The sequence below is a fragment of the Pseudomonas sp. PHC1 genome, assembly GCF_046487845.1.
Classification (GTDB): domain Bacteria; phylum Pseudomonadota; class Gammaproteobacteria; order Pseudomonadales; family Pseudomonadaceae; genus Aquipseudomonas; species Aquipseudomonas sputi.
In genome coordinates this window covers 162,875-177,889 of record NZ_JBJXHJ010000002.1, presented here as the reverse complement: position 1 = coordinate 177,889, position 15,015 = coordinate 162,875, and the positions used below count along the sequence as shown (strand labels likewise).

General features: G+C 59.5%; 12 protein-coding genes. 1 reads left to right on the top strand and 11 read right to left on the bottom strand.

The window, feature by feature from the left end:
- Positions 1-43: 43 nt before the first annotated feature.
- From ACKJSM_RS03310 to betI, 8 genes are all read right to left on the bottom strand, one after another.
- A complete protein-coding gene (locus ACKJSM_RS03310) occupies positions 44-1,381 on the bottom strand; it encodes a TldD/PmbA family protein (RefSeq protein WP_410236610.1) in 1,338 nt (445 codons plus the stop codon).
- The gene (locus ACKJSM_RS03305; protein WP_410236609.1) at positions 1,381-2,823 is read right to left on the bottom strand and encodes a TldD/PmbA family protein; all 1,443 of its coding nucleotides are present in this window, start codon (positions 2,821-2,823) and stop codon (positions 1,381-1,383) included. The genes ACKJSM_RS03310 and ACKJSM_RS03305 overlap by 1 nt, the downstream gene beginning before the upstream one ends.
- 220 nt (positions 2,824-3,043) lie before the next feature.
- The gene (locus tag ACKJSM_RS03300; RefSeq protein ID WP_236178880.1) at positions 3,044-3,388 is read right to left on the bottom strand and encodes an AzlD domain-containing protein; all 345 of its coding nucleotides are present in this window, start codon (positions 3,386-3,388) and stop codon (positions 3,044-3,046) included.
- Positions 3,385-4,110, bottom strand: a complete 726-nt coding sequence (locus ACKJSM_RS03295) for an AzlC family ABC transporter permease (protein WP_236178881.1) — start codon at positions 4,108-4,110, stop codon at positions 3,385-3,387. Before ACKJSM_RS03295 ends, ACKJSM_RS03300 begins: the two co-directional genes overlap by 4 nt.
- Positions 4,110-5,108 carry a hypothetical protein gene (locus ACKJSM_RS03290; protein WP_410236608.1) on the bottom strand — a complete coding sequence of 333 codons (999 nt, stop codon included), beginning with the start codon at positions 5,106-5,108 and terminating at the stop codon, positions 4,110-4,112. Before ACKJSM_RS03290 ends, ACKJSM_RS03295 begins: the two co-directional genes overlap by 1 nt.
- 184 nt (positions 5,109-5,292) lie before the next feature.
- Entirely contained in the window at positions 5,293-6,996 is a 1,704-nt protein-coding gene (gene betA, locus ACKJSM_RS03285; protein ID WP_236178883.1) for a choline dehydrogenase, read from the bottom strand.
- Between the two features lie 154 nt (positions 6,997-7,150).
- Complete coding sequence (betB, locus tag ACKJSM_RS03280) at positions 7,151-8,623, bottom strand: betaine-aldehyde dehydrogenase (protein WP_064380209.1); 1,473 nt, start codon at positions 8,621-8,623, stop codon at positions 7,151-7,153.
- Between the two features lie 108 nt (positions 8,624-8,731).
- Positions 8,732-9,325 (bottom strand): transcriptional regulator BetI, encoded by a 594-nt coding sequence (betI, locus tag ACKJSM_RS03275; protein WP_410236607.1) that lies wholly within the window; start codon positions 9,323-9,325, stop codon positions 8,732-8,734.
- Positions 9,326-9,808: 483 nt separating this feature from the next.
- Here betI and ACKJSM_RS03270 point away from each other — a divergent pair, with 483 nt between their 5' ends.
- Positions 9,809-11,749: a BCCT family transporter gene (locus ACKJSM_RS03270; RefSeq protein WP_410236803.1), complete on the top strand. Its 1,941-nt coding sequence runs from the start codon at positions 9,809-9,811 to the stop codon at positions 11,747-11,749.
- A 175-nt stretch (positions 11,750-11,924) separates the two neighbouring features.
- Here ACKJSM_RS03270 and choV read toward each other — a convergent pair whose 3' ends face one another.
- From choV to ACKJSM_RS03255, 3 genes are all read right to left on the bottom strand, one after another.
- Positions 11,925-13,103 (bottom strand): choline ABC transporter ATP-binding protein, encoded by a 1,179-nt coding sequence (gene choV, locus ACKJSM_RS03265; RefSeq protein ID WP_207863756.1) that lies wholly within the window; start codon positions 13,101-13,103, stop codon positions 11,925-11,927.
- Positions 13,100-13,945 carry a choline ABC transporter permease subunit gene (choW, locus tag ACKJSM_RS03260; protein WP_236178885.1) on the bottom strand — a complete coding sequence of 282 codons (846 nt, stop codon included), beginning with the start codon at positions 13,943-13,945 and terminating at the stop codon, positions 13,100-13,102. Before choW ends, choV begins: the two co-directional genes overlap by 4 nt.
- Positions 13,946-14,022: 77 nt before the next feature.
- The gene (locus ACKJSM_RS03255; RefSeq protein WP_236178886.1) at positions 14,023-14,973 is read right to left on the bottom strand and encodes a choline ABC transporter substrate-binding protein; all 951 of its coding nucleotides are present in this window, start codon (positions 14,971-14,973) and stop codon (positions 14,023-14,025) included.
- Positions 14,974-15,015: the final 42 nt, after the last annotated feature.

Genomic DNA, 15,015 nt, shown 5'->3' with positions numbered 1-15,015 from the left:
TGATCGTTCCCACGCAGAGCGTGGGAACGATCAGGTCCGGGATTTACAGGGTCAGGGTCAATCGGCTCACCAGCGCCCCCGGCAGCAGCGCCGACGAGGTATTGCGCTGGCTGTAGGTGCTCGCCGACAGCAGCAACTCGCGCTCGGCAGTCAACGCTTCCAGCTGCGAACCCAGCAGGCTGTAGGCGCTGTCGTCGAAACGCATGGTGCTGACCGGTGCCTGAATCTCGCCGTTCTCGACCCAGAACGTGGCAAACCGGGTCATGCCGGTAAGGCGTGCCGCTGGTTGATCGGAGAAGTTCAGGTACCACAGGTTGCTGATGTACAGACCGGTGCCCAACTGCTTGAGGATTTCAGCCTGCGGCAGATCACCCGCGCCCATGTTCAGCGCGCTCGGCGATTCGCCACCGCCGGCGCCGTTGGCCGTCAGACCGTACTCGGCGGCACTGCGCGAACCGACCAACTGATCACCCGCTTTGCCTTCGATGATCAACCGCAGATCGCTGCGCGGGTAACCTTCGCCGGAGAACGCCGGGCTCAGCGAGTCGCTGACTTTCTCGTCGAGGGACACCAGCGGACTGAATGCCTGATCGCCGGCATACAGCTTCTGCAGCGGGCTGCTTTTGCTGGCAATCGACTGCGCCGAGAAACCGCCCCAGCACAGCATGCCCATGATTTCTTCCAGGGCTGCGGGCGCCAGATAGGCGCGGTATTGGCCGGGCGGCAAGGTGCGCAGCGGTCGACCGAGAAACTCGAGTTGTTCGCGGGCCTGCTGGATGCGTTTGGCGAAGTCTTCGCTGTTCCAGTTATGCCCGGCGTAGCTGGCCTTCACCGCTTCGCCGTTCTCGTGGAACAGGCTGAAGTCGAAGTTGAAGCTGTTGGCCTGATGCCAGCCGAACGCCCCGGAAGAACTGGCGAAACCACGACTGATCGGGCCTGCGGCGTAGAAACCGACCAGATCCAGACCTTCGGCAGCCTCGGCAATTTGCGCCACGACCTGTTCGGTGTCCGGCAGCGGATGCTCCTGCACATGTTGGCTCTGCCAGCTGTTGTGGTTGAGCAACAGGTACGGATCCTGCGGCAGCAGCGGCAGGGTTTCGCGCAGCTGTTGCAGGCCTTCGGCAAGGCGTTGCAGGTCGGCTTCCAGATCACCGGACAAGGTGATCTGCAGGTCGGCATGGCGACCGTCGTCAATCAGTTTCAGGCCGATACCGGCTTGTTGTACTTGCCCGGCCTGACGCACTCTGGCGTGGTTGAAGCGCACGAAGGCCGAGGATTCGGCGTCGTAACTCAGGGTGAACTGTTCCGGCTCGCGCACGGCATCGCGCAGCCAGTTGACCAGCACCTTGAACGCCTCGGACTGGCTCTTGGAAATACTCATCAGGCGTCTCCCCCAAACACATCAACATTGCTGAACACGCAGGCCGGTGAAGCGTGGCCGACGCGGATCACCTGGTTCGGTTCGCCCTTGCCGCAGTTCGGCGTGCCCAGCACCTGGGTGGTGGCGGCGTTGCCGACGGCGCGCAGACTCTTCCAGAAGTGCGCGGAAATGCCCCGGTAGTTCGGGTTTTTCACCACGCCCTTGAGTTCGCCGTTTTCGATCAACTGGCCCCATTCGCAGCCGAACTGGAATTTGTTGCGTGCATCGTCGATTGACCAGGAACGGTTGGTGCTCATCAGAATGCCGTTTTCGATGCCGCCGATCAGTTGCTCCAGTGAATGGTCGCCCGGCTCGATGTTGAGGTTGGCCATGCGGTCGATCGGCGGTCGGTTCCAGCTGCAGGCGCGGCTGTTGGCGACGCCGTCGAGCCCGGCGCGAAATTGCGACAGTGCCCCGCCCAACGGGCGCACCAGCAGGCCCTCGCGAATCAGGAATTGTTTGCTGGCGGCCGTGCCGTCGTCGTCATGGCCGTAGCTGGCGAGCTCTTCCGGGATGCCCGGATCGAACGTCACGTTGAGCAGTGTCGAGCCGTATTGCAGGCGGCCGAAATCCGAGGCTTTGACGAAACTGGTGCCGGCGTAATTGCGCTCGTCGCCGAGGATCCGGTCGAGCTCCAGCGGGTGGCCGATGGATTCGTGGATCTGCAGCATCATCTGGTCAGGCATCAGCAGCAGGTCGCGCGGGCCTTGCGGGGTGTTCGGCGCGAGCAGCAGTTGCAGCGCCTGATCGGCGACTTGCGGGCCGGCGCCGATCAGGCCGCAACGGTTGATTACGTCGGCGCCGCCCTGCTGGCCGAAGTTCTCGCGGCCGAGGCTGCGGGTCTGGCTGTCGTTGCCGTCGTAGGCGGTGACGTCGAGGCCCGGGTAGACAAAGCGCTGGGCCTGGCGCAGTTCGGCGCCGGCGCTGCTCAGGTAGATCTGTTCGACGTGGGTGATGCCGATGCTCACTTGCCAATTCACCAGGCGCTCATCCTTGGGCACCGAAGCGGATTCCGCGCCGAGCAGTTCGAAGCATTCACTCAGGGACGGGAAGGGTTGTTCCAGATTGGGTGAAAAATAGTCGGCGCGGTCGCTGGACACCGGCTGCTGGCTCAGGTCGAGCAGGGCGTGAGGCTTGAGCCGCCGGGCCTGTTGCTCGGCCCGCTCGAGGGCGGCTTGCAGGCCCTGTTGCGACAGGTCATTGGTCGCGGCGTAGGCTTCGACGCCGTTGACCCGGACGGTGAGCATCGCGCCTTCGTCGCGGCTCAGGCTCGGCGGCTCGGCGACATTCTTGCGCACCGACAGGTACTGCCCGGATTCGCGCACATACCGCAGGGAAAAAAAATCGGCGCCCGTGCGCAAGGCAGCGAAGCGCTGCTTGAGCTGGGGGTGGAAATCGAACATCAGGGAACCTCCTTGTCATGGGAGCAGCGGCGAAGCGGATTCGGCGGGGAGGGGGTGAAACGATTGGGCGAGGACTAGAGTAGGCCTGCGTGGGGGGGAGTATCAAGGGTAGCGCTTGAGAGGGAAATACATTCTGTGAGTGACCGTCATCCCGTCAGGCAAAAGGGGCGTACTTGAGCAAGCGTGTCCAAGGGCCCCTGGTCGGCTCTGCGGTAAAACTTCAGTTATTCAAATAGACGAATGCGAGTACGTAAATCAGCAGGCTGGCAAAGAAACCTGGCAGAATTTTTCGGGTTCTGGCCACGACGGCAAATGTTCCGACTAACAGCAGCAGTTTCAGCGCATCCAGAATCTGAAACTGTTGCATCAGACTCGGGCCATCCAGCCTGGCAAATGCCGTGTCATAAATGATCACTCCCAACATCGCTTGGGCGCTGTAACTGACGAAGCGGTAAAAAGAACCTTCGGTGCGCGTCAACGCCGTGGTGTTTTTGAAAGCAAACGGTAATGCTCGAAATGCAAAAGCCGTGATTGCGGAAAAGCCGATCAGCATCCAGAGATTCATTGGAAAGCCGTTCCTTGGCGAGTACAGATATTTTCAATCATTACGAGCATGCCGCCGATCACAAAGGGCGTGATCAGCAAGTTGTAGTCCTTGAAGAGCAACACCAGCAAAGGCGCACCGATGAAACCCAGCCAATAGCTGGAGATTTCCATGTAATGCGGCCAGTGCTTGCCGGCCAATGCAGTGAACTGAAGTGGCAAGAGCATCGTCATGGCGGCTGCAATGACCGGTGAGGCAAAACCTGCGCCGGCCATAAAGCCGATGTAAGTGCAGATGATCGACAAGGCGAAGATGGGTGTGCCTACGCCAACAAAATAAGCGAACGGGAAACTCGTTTTGTGTTTGAAGCGCGTTATGCATGCCGTGAAGATCGAGGGCGTCAGCAGTATCAATGACGCGAGAGTCTTACGCGTCGACGTCTGCTTGAGGTGCGGTGCCAACGTCGCTGAAAGCAAAACGAATCTGACGTTGAGTGCCAGAATAATCGGGATCAGTAACCATCCGTCGTTGTAGTTTTGTATGAGTAGAAACTGTAATGGCGTCGAAAAAATCAACAGGGTCGTTGCCATCGTCTGACTCAACGTCAGCGCTTGGGCAGCGCCCACCATTCCGATGGATAAATACAGAAAGATGAACGCGATGCCGAAGGTGATAGCGTCGCGCCCTCCCGCCTTGAGCGTTTGCGCGAAGGTGGAGTCGGATGAAGACTGGCAGCCGTTCATCAAGCCGCTCCTCGGACAGCCTGTTTTTCGTCCAGCGAGTAATACTGCTTGCGAGGCCCTTTGCTGCGAAACAACAAGCGTGGCGTGGTGGTCAGCGTCGAAGTTGCGGCTCGCGAGCGAACCTCATCGGCGCTGATGTTCAGAGTCGGGCGAGCATGCAATATCTTGTTATTGGCAATGATCAGAAACGTGCCGGTCTGCGCTGTGGAGACATTGCACCTGGCAGTGGGTAGTCCTGCACGGATTTTATCCAACACCTCTTGCCCACCGTTGAACGCGCGCATTCGCTCGCCGCTGTGAATGTCGATGCGGAAATCCAGTGCAACCCGGTAGCCATACAGTTCATTGTATTCAACGACATTTCGAACGCGCTCCTTCGAGCCACTGACGTTTTTGCCTGAAACAAAAATCGCCTGCATGCCAAGTAATGTTTGAATTTCTTTATCATCAAGTGATAACAGCAAGTCCGCCGGGAAGTAATAGGCGGTGGGCGTGTGTGTAGTGTCTCGGCACACAGTGAGTGCAAGAAAGTCAACGTCCAGGCTTTCATACAAATCATCTGAATGCGGGGTGATGTCGCCATAACCATTACCCCATTCCCTATACTTTTCAGCGGAAGGCTTCAAGTACAGGGCTTTATGGTCTTCATATTCGTACTTTATATCGGTCAAATGGAACAGGTCGGCCAGCGCTTCATGGACGGTGAGGGCAAGCGCAGGGCAGTCAATGGTGAAAATGTTTTTGATACACACGGCGGCGACACCTTTGTTGGTGCCGACCTGATCAAAATAGAGTGTGTCTTCTGGGTGGAGATAATTAAGGAATAAATTTGTCAGTTGTATTTTTAAGGTGTGGAGGTTTTGCTCCTTGTTCTTTTCCCACCACGATTCGATCACGCCGCTTAAATAGCCGAAGTCCAGAGATATGGTTTTTTCTTTAGATAATGCCTGTCGAAACAGGCTGGCGGAAATATTCTCGTTTGCGCAGTTGAGTAACATTGTTCTTCCTTGGTTTGTTTTTTCAAGGCGCGCATTCTAGTGTGTTTGGTTGAGAGGTAAAGTTGGCAATTATTGCGAGTTTTGTTCGATTGAAACTGTACTGTTGAAGAATAGCGAGGGTTAAATAAAAAACCGCCAGCCTCTGAAAGAGGTGGCGGTTTTTAGTGGCGGTGCTAGTTGGTTGTCAGTGAGCGGCCGGCGCTACTTCACGCAGCGCCTTGCCTTTCACCGGCGCATCGCCAGCGACGTAGTAAGGCGCGTTGCTGCGCGGCAAGGGCTTGCGGCCACGGATCTTGTCGGCGATTTTCTCGGCGATCATGATCGTCGGCGCGTTCAGGTTGCCGGTGGTGATGATCGGCATGATCGAAGCATCGACCACACGCAGACCCTGCATGCCATGCACGCGGCCTTCGCCGTCCACCACCGCCATCTCGTCGGTGCCCATCTTGCACGAGCAGGACGGGTGGAACGCGGTTTCGGCGTGTTCGCGGATGAACTTGTCCAGCTGCTCATCGGTTTGCACGTCGATGCCCGGGCTGATTTCGCGGCCACGGAAAGCGTCCAGTGCAGGCTGTTGCATGATTTCACGGGTCAGGCGGATGCCGTCGCGAAATTCCTGCCAGTCCTGCTCGGTGGCCATGTAGTTGAACAGGATGCTCGGGTGCTGGCGCGGGTCCTTGGATTTGACCTGGACGCGACCGCGGCTTGGCGAACGCATGGACCCCATATGCGCCTGGAAACCGTGCTCTTTCACACCGTTGCTGCCGTTGTAGTTAATCGCCACCGGCAGGAAGTGGTACTGGATGTTCGGCCATTCGAATTCCGGACGGGTGCGGATGAAACCGCCGGCTTCGAACTGGTTGCTGGCGCCGATGCCGGTGCCGTTGAACAGCCACTCGGCACCGATGGCCGGCTGGTTGTACCAGAGCAGCGACGGGTACAGCGACACCGGTTGGGTGCAGGCGTATTGCAGGTACAGCTCAAGGTGATCCTGCAGGTTTTCACCGACGCCCGGCAGGTCGTGAACGACCGGAATGTCGAGGCTTTCCAGCAGTTTCGCCGGGCCGACGCCGGAGCGTTGCAGCAGTTGCGGCGAAGCGATCGCGCCGGAGCAGACGATGACTTCCTTGCGGGCGCGGGCTTCAACGCGCTCTTCAGCCGCGCCAACCAGATAACGTACGCCGACCGCACGCTTGCCTTCGAACAGAACCTTGTCGGTCAGGGCGTGGGTGACGATGGTCAGGGTCGAACGCTTCTTGGCCACGTCCAGATAACCACGGGCGGTGGAAGCACGGCGGCCGTTCGGCGTCACGGTGCGGTCCATCGGGCCGAAGCCTTCCTGCTGGTAGCCGTTGAGGTCTTCGGTGCGCGGGTAACCGGCCTGCACGCCAGCTTCAACCATGGCGTGGAACAGCGGGTTGTTGCCGGCTTTCGGCGTGGTCACGCTGACCGGGCCGTCGCCACCGTGGTAGTCGTTCGGGCCGATGTCACGGGTTTCCGCTTTGCGGAAGTACGGCAGGCAGTCGAGGTAGGACCAGTCTTCCAGGCCTGGCAGTTTGGCCCAGCCGTCGTAGTCCATTGCGTTGCCGCGGATGTAGCACATGCCGTTGATCAGCGAGGAACCGCCGAGGCCCTTGCCGCGACCGCATTCCATCCGGCGACCGTCCATGTGTGGTTCCGGATCGGTTTCATACGCCCAGTTGTAGCGACGGCCTTGCAGCGGGAATGCCAGGGCGGCCGGCATCTGCGTGCGGAAGTCGAAACGGTAGTCCGGGCCGCCGGCTTCGAGCAGCAGGACGGTGACGCCTTCGTCTTCAGTCAGACGGGTCGCCAGGGTGTTACCGGCAGAGCCGGCACCGACGATGATGTAATCGAATTCTTGGGACATTGAATGCACCCTCTTTGAAAATGGGTCAGGTCAGGCCTGGCGAGTGCTTGGCACTCGCTTCGCGGGAAAGCCCGCTTCCACACTGGAATGGACGCTTGTGTGGGAGCGAGCTTGCTCGCGAAGGCGGCCTCGCGAGCAATACAGAACTCGGGTCTTAGAACACCGAGACGTAATCGCCCAGCTCGACCTGTACCGATTTGATGCGAGTGAAGTTGTTCAGCGAGCTGATGCCGTTCTCACGGCCGACGCCCGACTGCTTGTAACCGCCAACCGGCATTTTTGCGTCGGACTCGCCCCAGGCGTTGATCCAGCAGATACCGGCTTCCAGTTGATGAATCACGCGGTGGGCGCGGTTCAGGTCGCGGGTGACGATGCCGGCGGCCAGGCCGAAGTCGGTATCGTTGGCGCGGCGGATGACTTCTTCTTCGGTTTCGTAGCTCAGGATCGCCATCACCGGGCCGAAGATTTCTTCACGGACGATCGTCATGTCGTCGGTGCAGTCGGTGAACACGGTCGGGGCCACGAACGCGCCTTTGGCGAATTCGCCGTCGGTCAGACGCTCGCCGCCGCACAGGACACGGGCGCCTTCTTCTTTACCCTTGGCGATGTAGCCCAGCACGCTTTCCATGTGCGGGAAGCTGACCAGCGGGCCGAAGTTGGTGTTTTCGTCTTCCGGGTTGCCAACGCGGATGCGGGCAACGCGCTCGACGATCTTGGCCTCGAAAGCAGCTTTCAGGTGGCTCGGTACGAATACGCGAGTGCCATTGGTGCAGACCTGACCGGAGCTGTAGAAGTTGGCCATCATGGCGGTGTCGGCGGCGCGATCCAGGTCGGCGTCGTCGCAGATGATCAGCGGGGACTTGCCACCCAGTTCCATGGTCACGTCTTTGAGCGACGAAGCCGAAGCGCTGGCCATGACCTTCTTGCCGGTGTCGGTGCCGCCGGTGAAGGAGATCTTTTCAATGCGCGGGTGCTCGGTCAGCCAGGTGCCGACTTCACGGCCGCTGCCGGTCAGCACGTTGAACACACCGTTTGGAACGCCGGCTTCGGTGTAGATTTCGGCCAGTTTCAGGGTGGTCAGCGAGGTGACTTCGCTTGGTTTGAAGATCATCGCGTTACCGGCCGCCAGGGCAGGGGCGGATTTCCACAGGGCGATCTGGATCGGGTAGTTCCACGCGCCGATGCCGGCGACCACGCCCAGCGGTTCGCGACGGGTGTAGACGAAGGACGTGTCACGCAGCGGGATCTGCTCGCCTTCGATGGCGGGTACCAGGCCTGCGTAGTATTCCAGCACGTCGGCGCCGGTGACGATGTCGACGTACTTGGTTTCAGAGAAGGCTTTACCGGTGTCCAGGGTTTCCAGGGCCGCCAGTTCATCGTTGCGCTCGCGCAGGATGTCGACGGCGCGGCGCAGGATGCGCGAACGCTCCATGGCGGTCATCGCGGCCCAGATTTTCTGGCCCTTTTCGGCGCTGACCACAGCACGCTCGACGTCTTCCTTGGTCGCACGTTGCACCAATGCGAGGACTTCACCGTTAGCCGGGTTGATGGCTTCGAAAGTGGCATCGCTGCCGGCGTCGGAGTACGCGCCATCGATGTAGAGTTTTTGCAGTTCGAAACGGGCCATAGTGTCCTCGCAAGTGCATTAGTGGTTGGCGTTGGTCACCGGGTGAGCCATGTAGCTGTGGCATCGCCGGTCGGTGACAGTTCAGGGACCGAGCGTTTTTTCTGTGCTCTAGCTCACCTGCTTGGCCAATTGGAAATCCATGTATTCGTAAGCGATCTGTTGCGCCTGCGCAGTGTCGAAAGCGTCTCCCGACAGCGCGCCGCGCAACCACAAACCGTCGATCAGAGCTGCCAGTCCACGGGCGGCGGTGCGCGCATCTTCGAGCGGCAACGCACGGCGGAACTCGCAGCACAGGTTGGAATACAGACGGTGATCGTTGATCCGCTGCAACCTGTGCAAAGACGGCTGGTGCATGCTGGTGGCCCAGAAGGCCAGCCAGGTTTTCATTGCCGGGCCATTGACCTGGCTGGCGTCGAAGTTGCCTTCGATGATCACCTGCAGATGCGCCCGGGGGCTGCTGTCTGCCAGCGCCTGACGGCGCGCGGTGACGCTCTCGCTGAGGGCGGTCATCAGATACCGCATCGTGGCGGCGATCAGGCCATTCTTGTCCTGAAAATAGTGACTGATGATGCCATTCGAGACACCGGCCAAACGGGCGATCAGCGCAATGCTGGCGTCCCCCATTCCGACCTGATCAACCGCCTGCAAAGTGGCTTCGATCAGTTGTTGGCGGCGGATGGGTTGCATACCGACCTTGGGCATCTTGCACATCTCCTTAGGCCTTCCGACGGACGACAAACGCCTATCGGATTGAGGGCCAGTCTATTTTGTTTTGATTGAACGTTCAATCAACAAAGAATAAGATCTGCGACAAATCGTCGCTGCCTACAGAATTTTCTTACGTGTAAGTGGCGATAAAACCGACATCTGAAAATGCTCGAAACCTGCGCGGGGCAAGGCGCGGTTCGACGTTCGATGGACGTGTTGAATGGGCAAGACGCTCAAGGCCAGGTTTCGGATGAACGTCCATGCCTCGGCCACGACGGCGATTCGCGATGCCATCTCTGCAGGTTCGGGCTTTTTTCGGGGTGTCTTTATATCACCCGCCGGTCGGCTGCCAACTAACCGATTGGTCGGGTTCCGTGTTGCCTTGTGTTCTTCTCTCGCACTGCCTGGAGCATTTGTGCCATGAGTTCTGCCTCGCTTATAAAGACCCCGCCCGAGAAGGTGACGGTCAACGGTTGGGTGTTCTACACCTCTACCGCGCTGATTCTGTTGTTGACCGCCATTCTGATCATCGCCCCGCAAGAGGCCGGCAGAATGCTGGGAGTGGCTCAGGCCTGGTTGTCCCGCAGCTTCAGCTGGTACTACATGGTGGTGATCGCCGCTTACCTCGTGTTTGTGGTCGGCCTGGCGTTTTCCTCCTACGGCAAACTCAAACTGGGTAGCAAGGACGACACCCCGGATTTCAGCTATGGCGCCTGGGCGGGGATGCTGTTCTCGTCGGGTATCGGTATTTCGCTGCTGTACTTCGGCGCCTCCGAGCCGCTGGATCACTACTTCAATCCGCCGGAAGGCGCGTCCGCTACCAACCTGGCGGCACGTCAGGCTGTCCAGCTGACCTTCCTGCACTGGGGCCTGCACGGCTGGGCGATCTACGCGCTGGTCGGTCTGGCCGTGGCCTATTTCGCTTACCGTCACAATCAGCCGCTGGCCCTTCGTTCGGCGCTGTATCCACTGGTGGGCGAGCGTTGGGTCAAGGGCGCTGCCGGTCATGCGGTGGACGGCTTCGGCATGTTCGTGACCCTGCTGGGTCTGGTGACCAACCTGGGGATCGGCTCGCTGCAAGTGTCTTCGGGTCTGGAAAACCTGTTCGGCATGGAGCACAGCAACACCAACCTGCTGATCGTGATCATCGTGATGAGCACCGTGGCCACCATCGCTGCCGTGTCCGGTGTGGAAAACGGCATCCGTCGTCTGTCCAACCTCAACATCATTCTGTTCAGCGGCCTGCTGATTTTCGTGCTGCTGTTCGGCCCGACCCTGCACCTGCTCAACGGCTTCGTGCAGAACATCGGCGACTACCTCAACGGCGTGGTGCTGAAGACCTTCGACCTGTACGTCTATGAAGGCGACAGCGAGAAGTCCGACCGCTGGTTGGGTCTGTGGACGCTGTTCTACTGGGCGTGGTGGATTTCCTGGGCTCCATTCGTCGGCATGTTCATTGCGCGTATTTCCCGTGGTCGTACCGTGCGTGAGCTGGTGGCGGGCGTGCTGCTGATTCCGCTGGGTTTCACCCTGGCGTGGCTGTCGATCTTCGGTAACTCGGCACTGGATCTGGTGATGAACCAGGGCGCGGTGGAACTGGGCAAGACGGCGCTGGAACAGCCGTCGATGGCGATCTATCAGTTGCTTGAGCACTACCCGGCGTCGAAAGTCGTCATCGGTGTGTCGATCTTTGTTGGTTTCGTGCTGTTCCTGACCCCGGCGGACTCCGGCGCGGTGATGATGGCGAACCTGTCCTGCAAGGGCGGCAACGTCGACGAAGACGCCCCGCACTGGTTGCGGATTTTCTGGTCGGTCGTGATCACCCTGGTGACTATCGGCCTGCTGTTTGCCGGTAACTTCGAAGCCATGCAGACCATGGTAGTGCTGGCCGGTCTGCCGTTCTCGGTGGTGCTGGTGTGCTTCATGTTCGGCCTGCACAAGGCGATGCGCCAGGACATGCAGATCGAACAGGAGCAGGCGCAACTGGCTGAGCGCGGTCGTCGTGGTTTCAGTGAGCGCCTGACCCAGCTGGACCTGCAACCGAGCCAGGCGGTGGTGCAGCGCTTCATGGACAAACACGTCAGCCCGGCGCTGGAAGATGCCGCTGCGCAAATGCGTGCACAGGGTCTGGAAGTGCAGACGCTGCTGGGCAAATCCAAACGCTGCATGGGCGTGCGGGTCGAGATGGAAGAGGGCAACCCTTTTGTCTACGAAGTGAGCCTGGACGGCTACCTGGCAACCCCGAGCGAGTCGGTGCAGTCCGATGAAGCGCGTCAGCGGTTCTACCGCGCCGAGGTGTACCTGCACAACGGCAGCCAGGACTACGACCTGATGGGCTTCACACAGGATCAGATCACGCGCGATGTGCTCGATCAGTTTGAAAGCCATCGGCAGCTCCTTGGCCGGGTGTACAGCTGAGTTGTGAAGTGATCTTTCCTGCACGTTGTGCGGGAATACAATGGGGGCTCAAGTTGAGCCCCTTTTTTGTGCCTGATCGTTCCCACGCTCTGCGTGGGAACGATCAACGTGGGAGCGATCATCATGCAAACAAAAACGCCGCGATCCTCTCGCGGCGTTTTTGTGTCTGCTCTCTTTATCCCAGGTTCTTGCCGAGCAGCGCGTGGTAAAGCTCGCTGTCCCCGAGAATCCCCACCACATGGTTGTTGTCGTGCAGCACGAGTTTGTTGCCGGTCTGGTAACGGATCTGCAGCGCGTCACGCATGCCGATGTTCGAGTCCACCAGCGTCGGCTTGCGTTCCAGGCCTTCCACGGCTTGCCCCGGTGCCCAGTTCTGCAGGTTCAGCACCGAACCGTTCTGCCGCGCACCCTTGATGGTGTTGCCTTCGGCCAGGTCCAGCCATGAATCGCCGCCCGGGTCCAGGCACACCGAACCATTGATGCGTTTGCAGTTGTCCAGGGTGCGCATCAGGCTGCGACCGCACAGCACGTTCAGCGGATTGGTGTGGGCGACGAAGGTGCGCACATAGTCGTCCGCCGGGTTGAGCACGATCTCTTCCGGCACGCTGTACTGGATGATCCGGCCGTCTTTCATGATTGCGATGCGGCTGCCGAGTTTGAGCGCTTCGTCGAGGTCGTGGCTGACGAACACGATGGTCTTGCTCAGCTTGCGTTGCAGTTCCAGCAGTTCATCCTGCAGACCCTGACGGATCAGCGGGTCGAGCGCCGAGAACGGTTCGTCCATCAGCAGGATGTCGGCGTCCATCGCCAGCGCACGGGCCAGGCCTACACGCTGTTGCATACCGCCGGACAGCTCGTTGGGTTTCTTGTTGCGCCACTGGGTCAGGCCCACGAGCTCAAGCTTGTCGTCGACCAGTTTGCGGCGTTCTTTCTCGGGACGACCCTGCATTTCCAGACCGAAGCTGATGTTTTCGCGCACTGTCAGCCAGGGCATCAGGGCGAATTTCTGGAACACCATCGCAATGCGCTTGGTGCGCATCATTTTCAGTTCGGCAGGGCTGCAGGACGCGATGTCGATCTGCTTGCCTTCGTGTTCGACGAACAGCTTGCCGCGGCTCACGGTGTTGAGGCCGTTGATGCAACGCAGCAGGCTGGATTTGCCGGAGCCGGACAAGCCCATCAGTACGCAGATCTCGCCTTTCTCGATATCCAGGCTGGCTTTTTCAACGCCGACAATCTGCCCGGTCTTTTTCAGGATCTCGTTACGGGTCATGCCCTGATCCAGCAGCTTGAGCGCCTCGCGTGGATCCTTGGCGAAGATAACGTCAACGTTATCGAAGCGAATAATGCTCATGCGTCACCCCCTACTTTGGCGTCGGGTTGTTTGCAGATACGGTCGAGCATGATCGCCAGCAGTACGATCGCCAGGCCCGCTTCGAAGCCCAGGGCGATATCAGCAGTGTTCAGTGCGTTGACCACCGGTTTGCCGAGTCCGTCGGCGCCCACCAGTGCCGCGATCACCACCATCGACAGCGACAGCATGATGCACTGGGTGATGCCGGCTGCGATGCTCGGCATGGCGTGGGGCAGTTCGATCCGTGAAAGCAATTGGCGACGCGAGCAGCCGAAGGCCTTGCCGGCGTCCATCAGTTCTTCCGGGACATCGCGGATGCCCAGGTAGGTCAGGCGGATCGGCGCAGCGATGGCGAACACCACCGTGGAGATCAGGCCCGGCACTACTCCCAGCCCGAAGAGGGTCAGGGTAGGAATGAGGTAAACGAAGGTCGGTACGGTCTGCATCAGATCGAGTACCGGCCTCATCAAAGTGTAGAACATCGGTTTGTGCGCGGCGACGATGCCCAGCGGCACGCCGATCAACACGCAGACCAGGGTGGCGAACATGACCTGGGCGAGGGTTTCCATGGTTTCCTGCCAGTACCCCAGGTTGAGGATCAGCAGGAAGGAGGCGACCACGAACGCGGTCAGGCCCCATTTGCGTTGGATGAGGTGGGCCAGCAGGGCGATGAGGCCGATCAGCACCAGCGGGTTGAACCAGGTCAGCGCAAACGTCACGCCGTGGATCATCGTTTCCAGGGTCACGGCGATTGCGTCGAAGGTGTTGGCGCCATGTTGCGTCAACCAATCAACGAAGTCCGCGATGTACTGGCCTAAAGGGATTTTCTGATCAATCAGCATGGTAGTGAACGTCCGCATGCAAGGAAATAAACAGCCCGGGCGGTTAGCCCGCCCGGCATAAGCGATGCCTTTTTAATTCAAGGCTGAGTCAGCTTGGCTTTCACGGCTTCCAGGCCAGGTTTACCGTCAATGGTGGTCACGCCAGCGAGCCAGGTATCGAGCACCTGTGGATTCTTTTTCAGCCAGGCCATGGCGGCCGCATCAGGCTTCATCTTGTCGTCCAGGATGTTGCCCATCAGTTCGCTTTCCATGTCGACGGTGAACTCCAGGTTTTTCAGCAGTTGGCCAACGTTGCTGCATTCCTCGGCGTAGCCCTTGCGGGTGTTGGTCGCCACGGTGGCGGCGCCGAAATCCGGGCCGAAGTAATCGTCACCGCCGGTCAGGTACTGAATCTTGAAGCGCTTGTTCATCGGGTGCGGCGCCCAGCCGAGGAAGACCACGGCGGTGTCGCGTCTCTGTGCTCGGTCAACCTGCGACAGCATGCCCGCTTCGCTGGATTCGACAACCTTGAAGCCGGCGTCTTTCAGGCCGAAGGCGTTCTTGTCGATCATGCTCTGGATCAGGCGGTTGCCGTCGTTGCCCGGCTCGATCCCGTAGATCTTGCCGTCGAGTTCCTTCTTGAATTTGGCGATGTCGGCGAAGTCGTGCAGGCCCTTGTCATATAAAGCCTGGGGAACGGCGAGGGTGTATTTGGCGCCCTTGAGGTTGGTGCGCACGGTTTCCACGGTGCCGGCGTCGCGGTAGGCCTTGATGTCGTTTTCCATGGTCGGCATCCAGTTGCCGAGGAACACGTCCATGTTCTTGCCGTCGGCCAGCGACTTGTAGGTCACGGGTACGGAAATCATGGTGGTCTTGGTCTTGTAGCCGAGGGCGTTGAGCACGACGGAGGTGGTGGCGGTGGTTGCGGTGATGTCGGTCCAGCCGACATCGGAGAAGTTCACGGTACTGCATTGCGCCGGTTCTGCGGCTTGAGCCAGTAACGGCAGACTCAGCATGGCGGCCAACAACAACGACGGGGAACCTTTCATGAATGGACTCCTTGGTGTTTTTTTTGGCAGTGTTCCGATTGG

Bases quoted from the DNA above. Each gene is read 5' to 3' on its own strand.
- betA (WP_236178883.1), bottom strand. From the start codon at position 6,996: ATGTCCCAAGAATTCGATTACATCATCGTCGGTGCCGGCTCTGCCGGT.
- ACKJSM_RS03255 (WP_236178886.1), bottom strand. From the start codon at position 14,973: ATGAAAGGTTCCCCGTCGTTGTTGTTGGCCGCCATGCTGAGTCTGCCG.
- betI (WP_410236607.1), bottom strand. From the start codon at position 9,325: ATGCCCAAGGTCGGTATGCAACCCATCCGCCGCCAACAACTGATCGAA.
- ACKJSM_RS03290 (WP_410236608.1), bottom strand. From the start codon at position 5,108: ATGTTACTCAACTGCGCAAACGAGAATATTTCCGCCAGCCTGTTTCGA.
- ACKJSM_RS03300 (WP_236178880.1), bottom strand. From the start codon at position 3,388: ATGAATCTCTGGATGCTGATCGGCTTTTCCGCAATCACGGCTTTTGCA.
- ACKJSM_RS03305 (WP_410236609.1), bottom strand. From the start codon at position 2,823: ATGTTCGATTTCCACCCCCAGCTCAAGCAGCGCTTCGCTGCCTTGCGC.
- ACKJSM_RS03310 (WP_410236610.1), bottom strand. From the start codon at position 1,381: ATGAGTATTTCCAAGAGCCAGTCCGAGGCGTTCAAGGTGCTGGTCAAC.
- choW (WP_236178885.1), bottom strand. From the start codon at position 13,945: ATGCTGATTGATCAGAAAATCCCTTTAGGCCAGTACATCGCGGACTTC.
- betB (WP_064380209.1), bottom strand. From the start codon at position 8,623: ATGGCCCGTTTCGAACTGCAAAAACTCTACATCGATGGCGCGTACTCC.
- choV (WP_207863756.1), bottom strand. From the start codon at position 13,103: ATGAGCATTATTCGCTTCGATAACGTTGACGTTATCTTCGCCAAGGAT.
- ACKJSM_RS03295 (WP_236178881.1), bottom strand. From the start codon at position 4,110: ATGAACGGCTGCCAGTCTTCATCCGACTCCACCTTCGCGCAAACGCTC.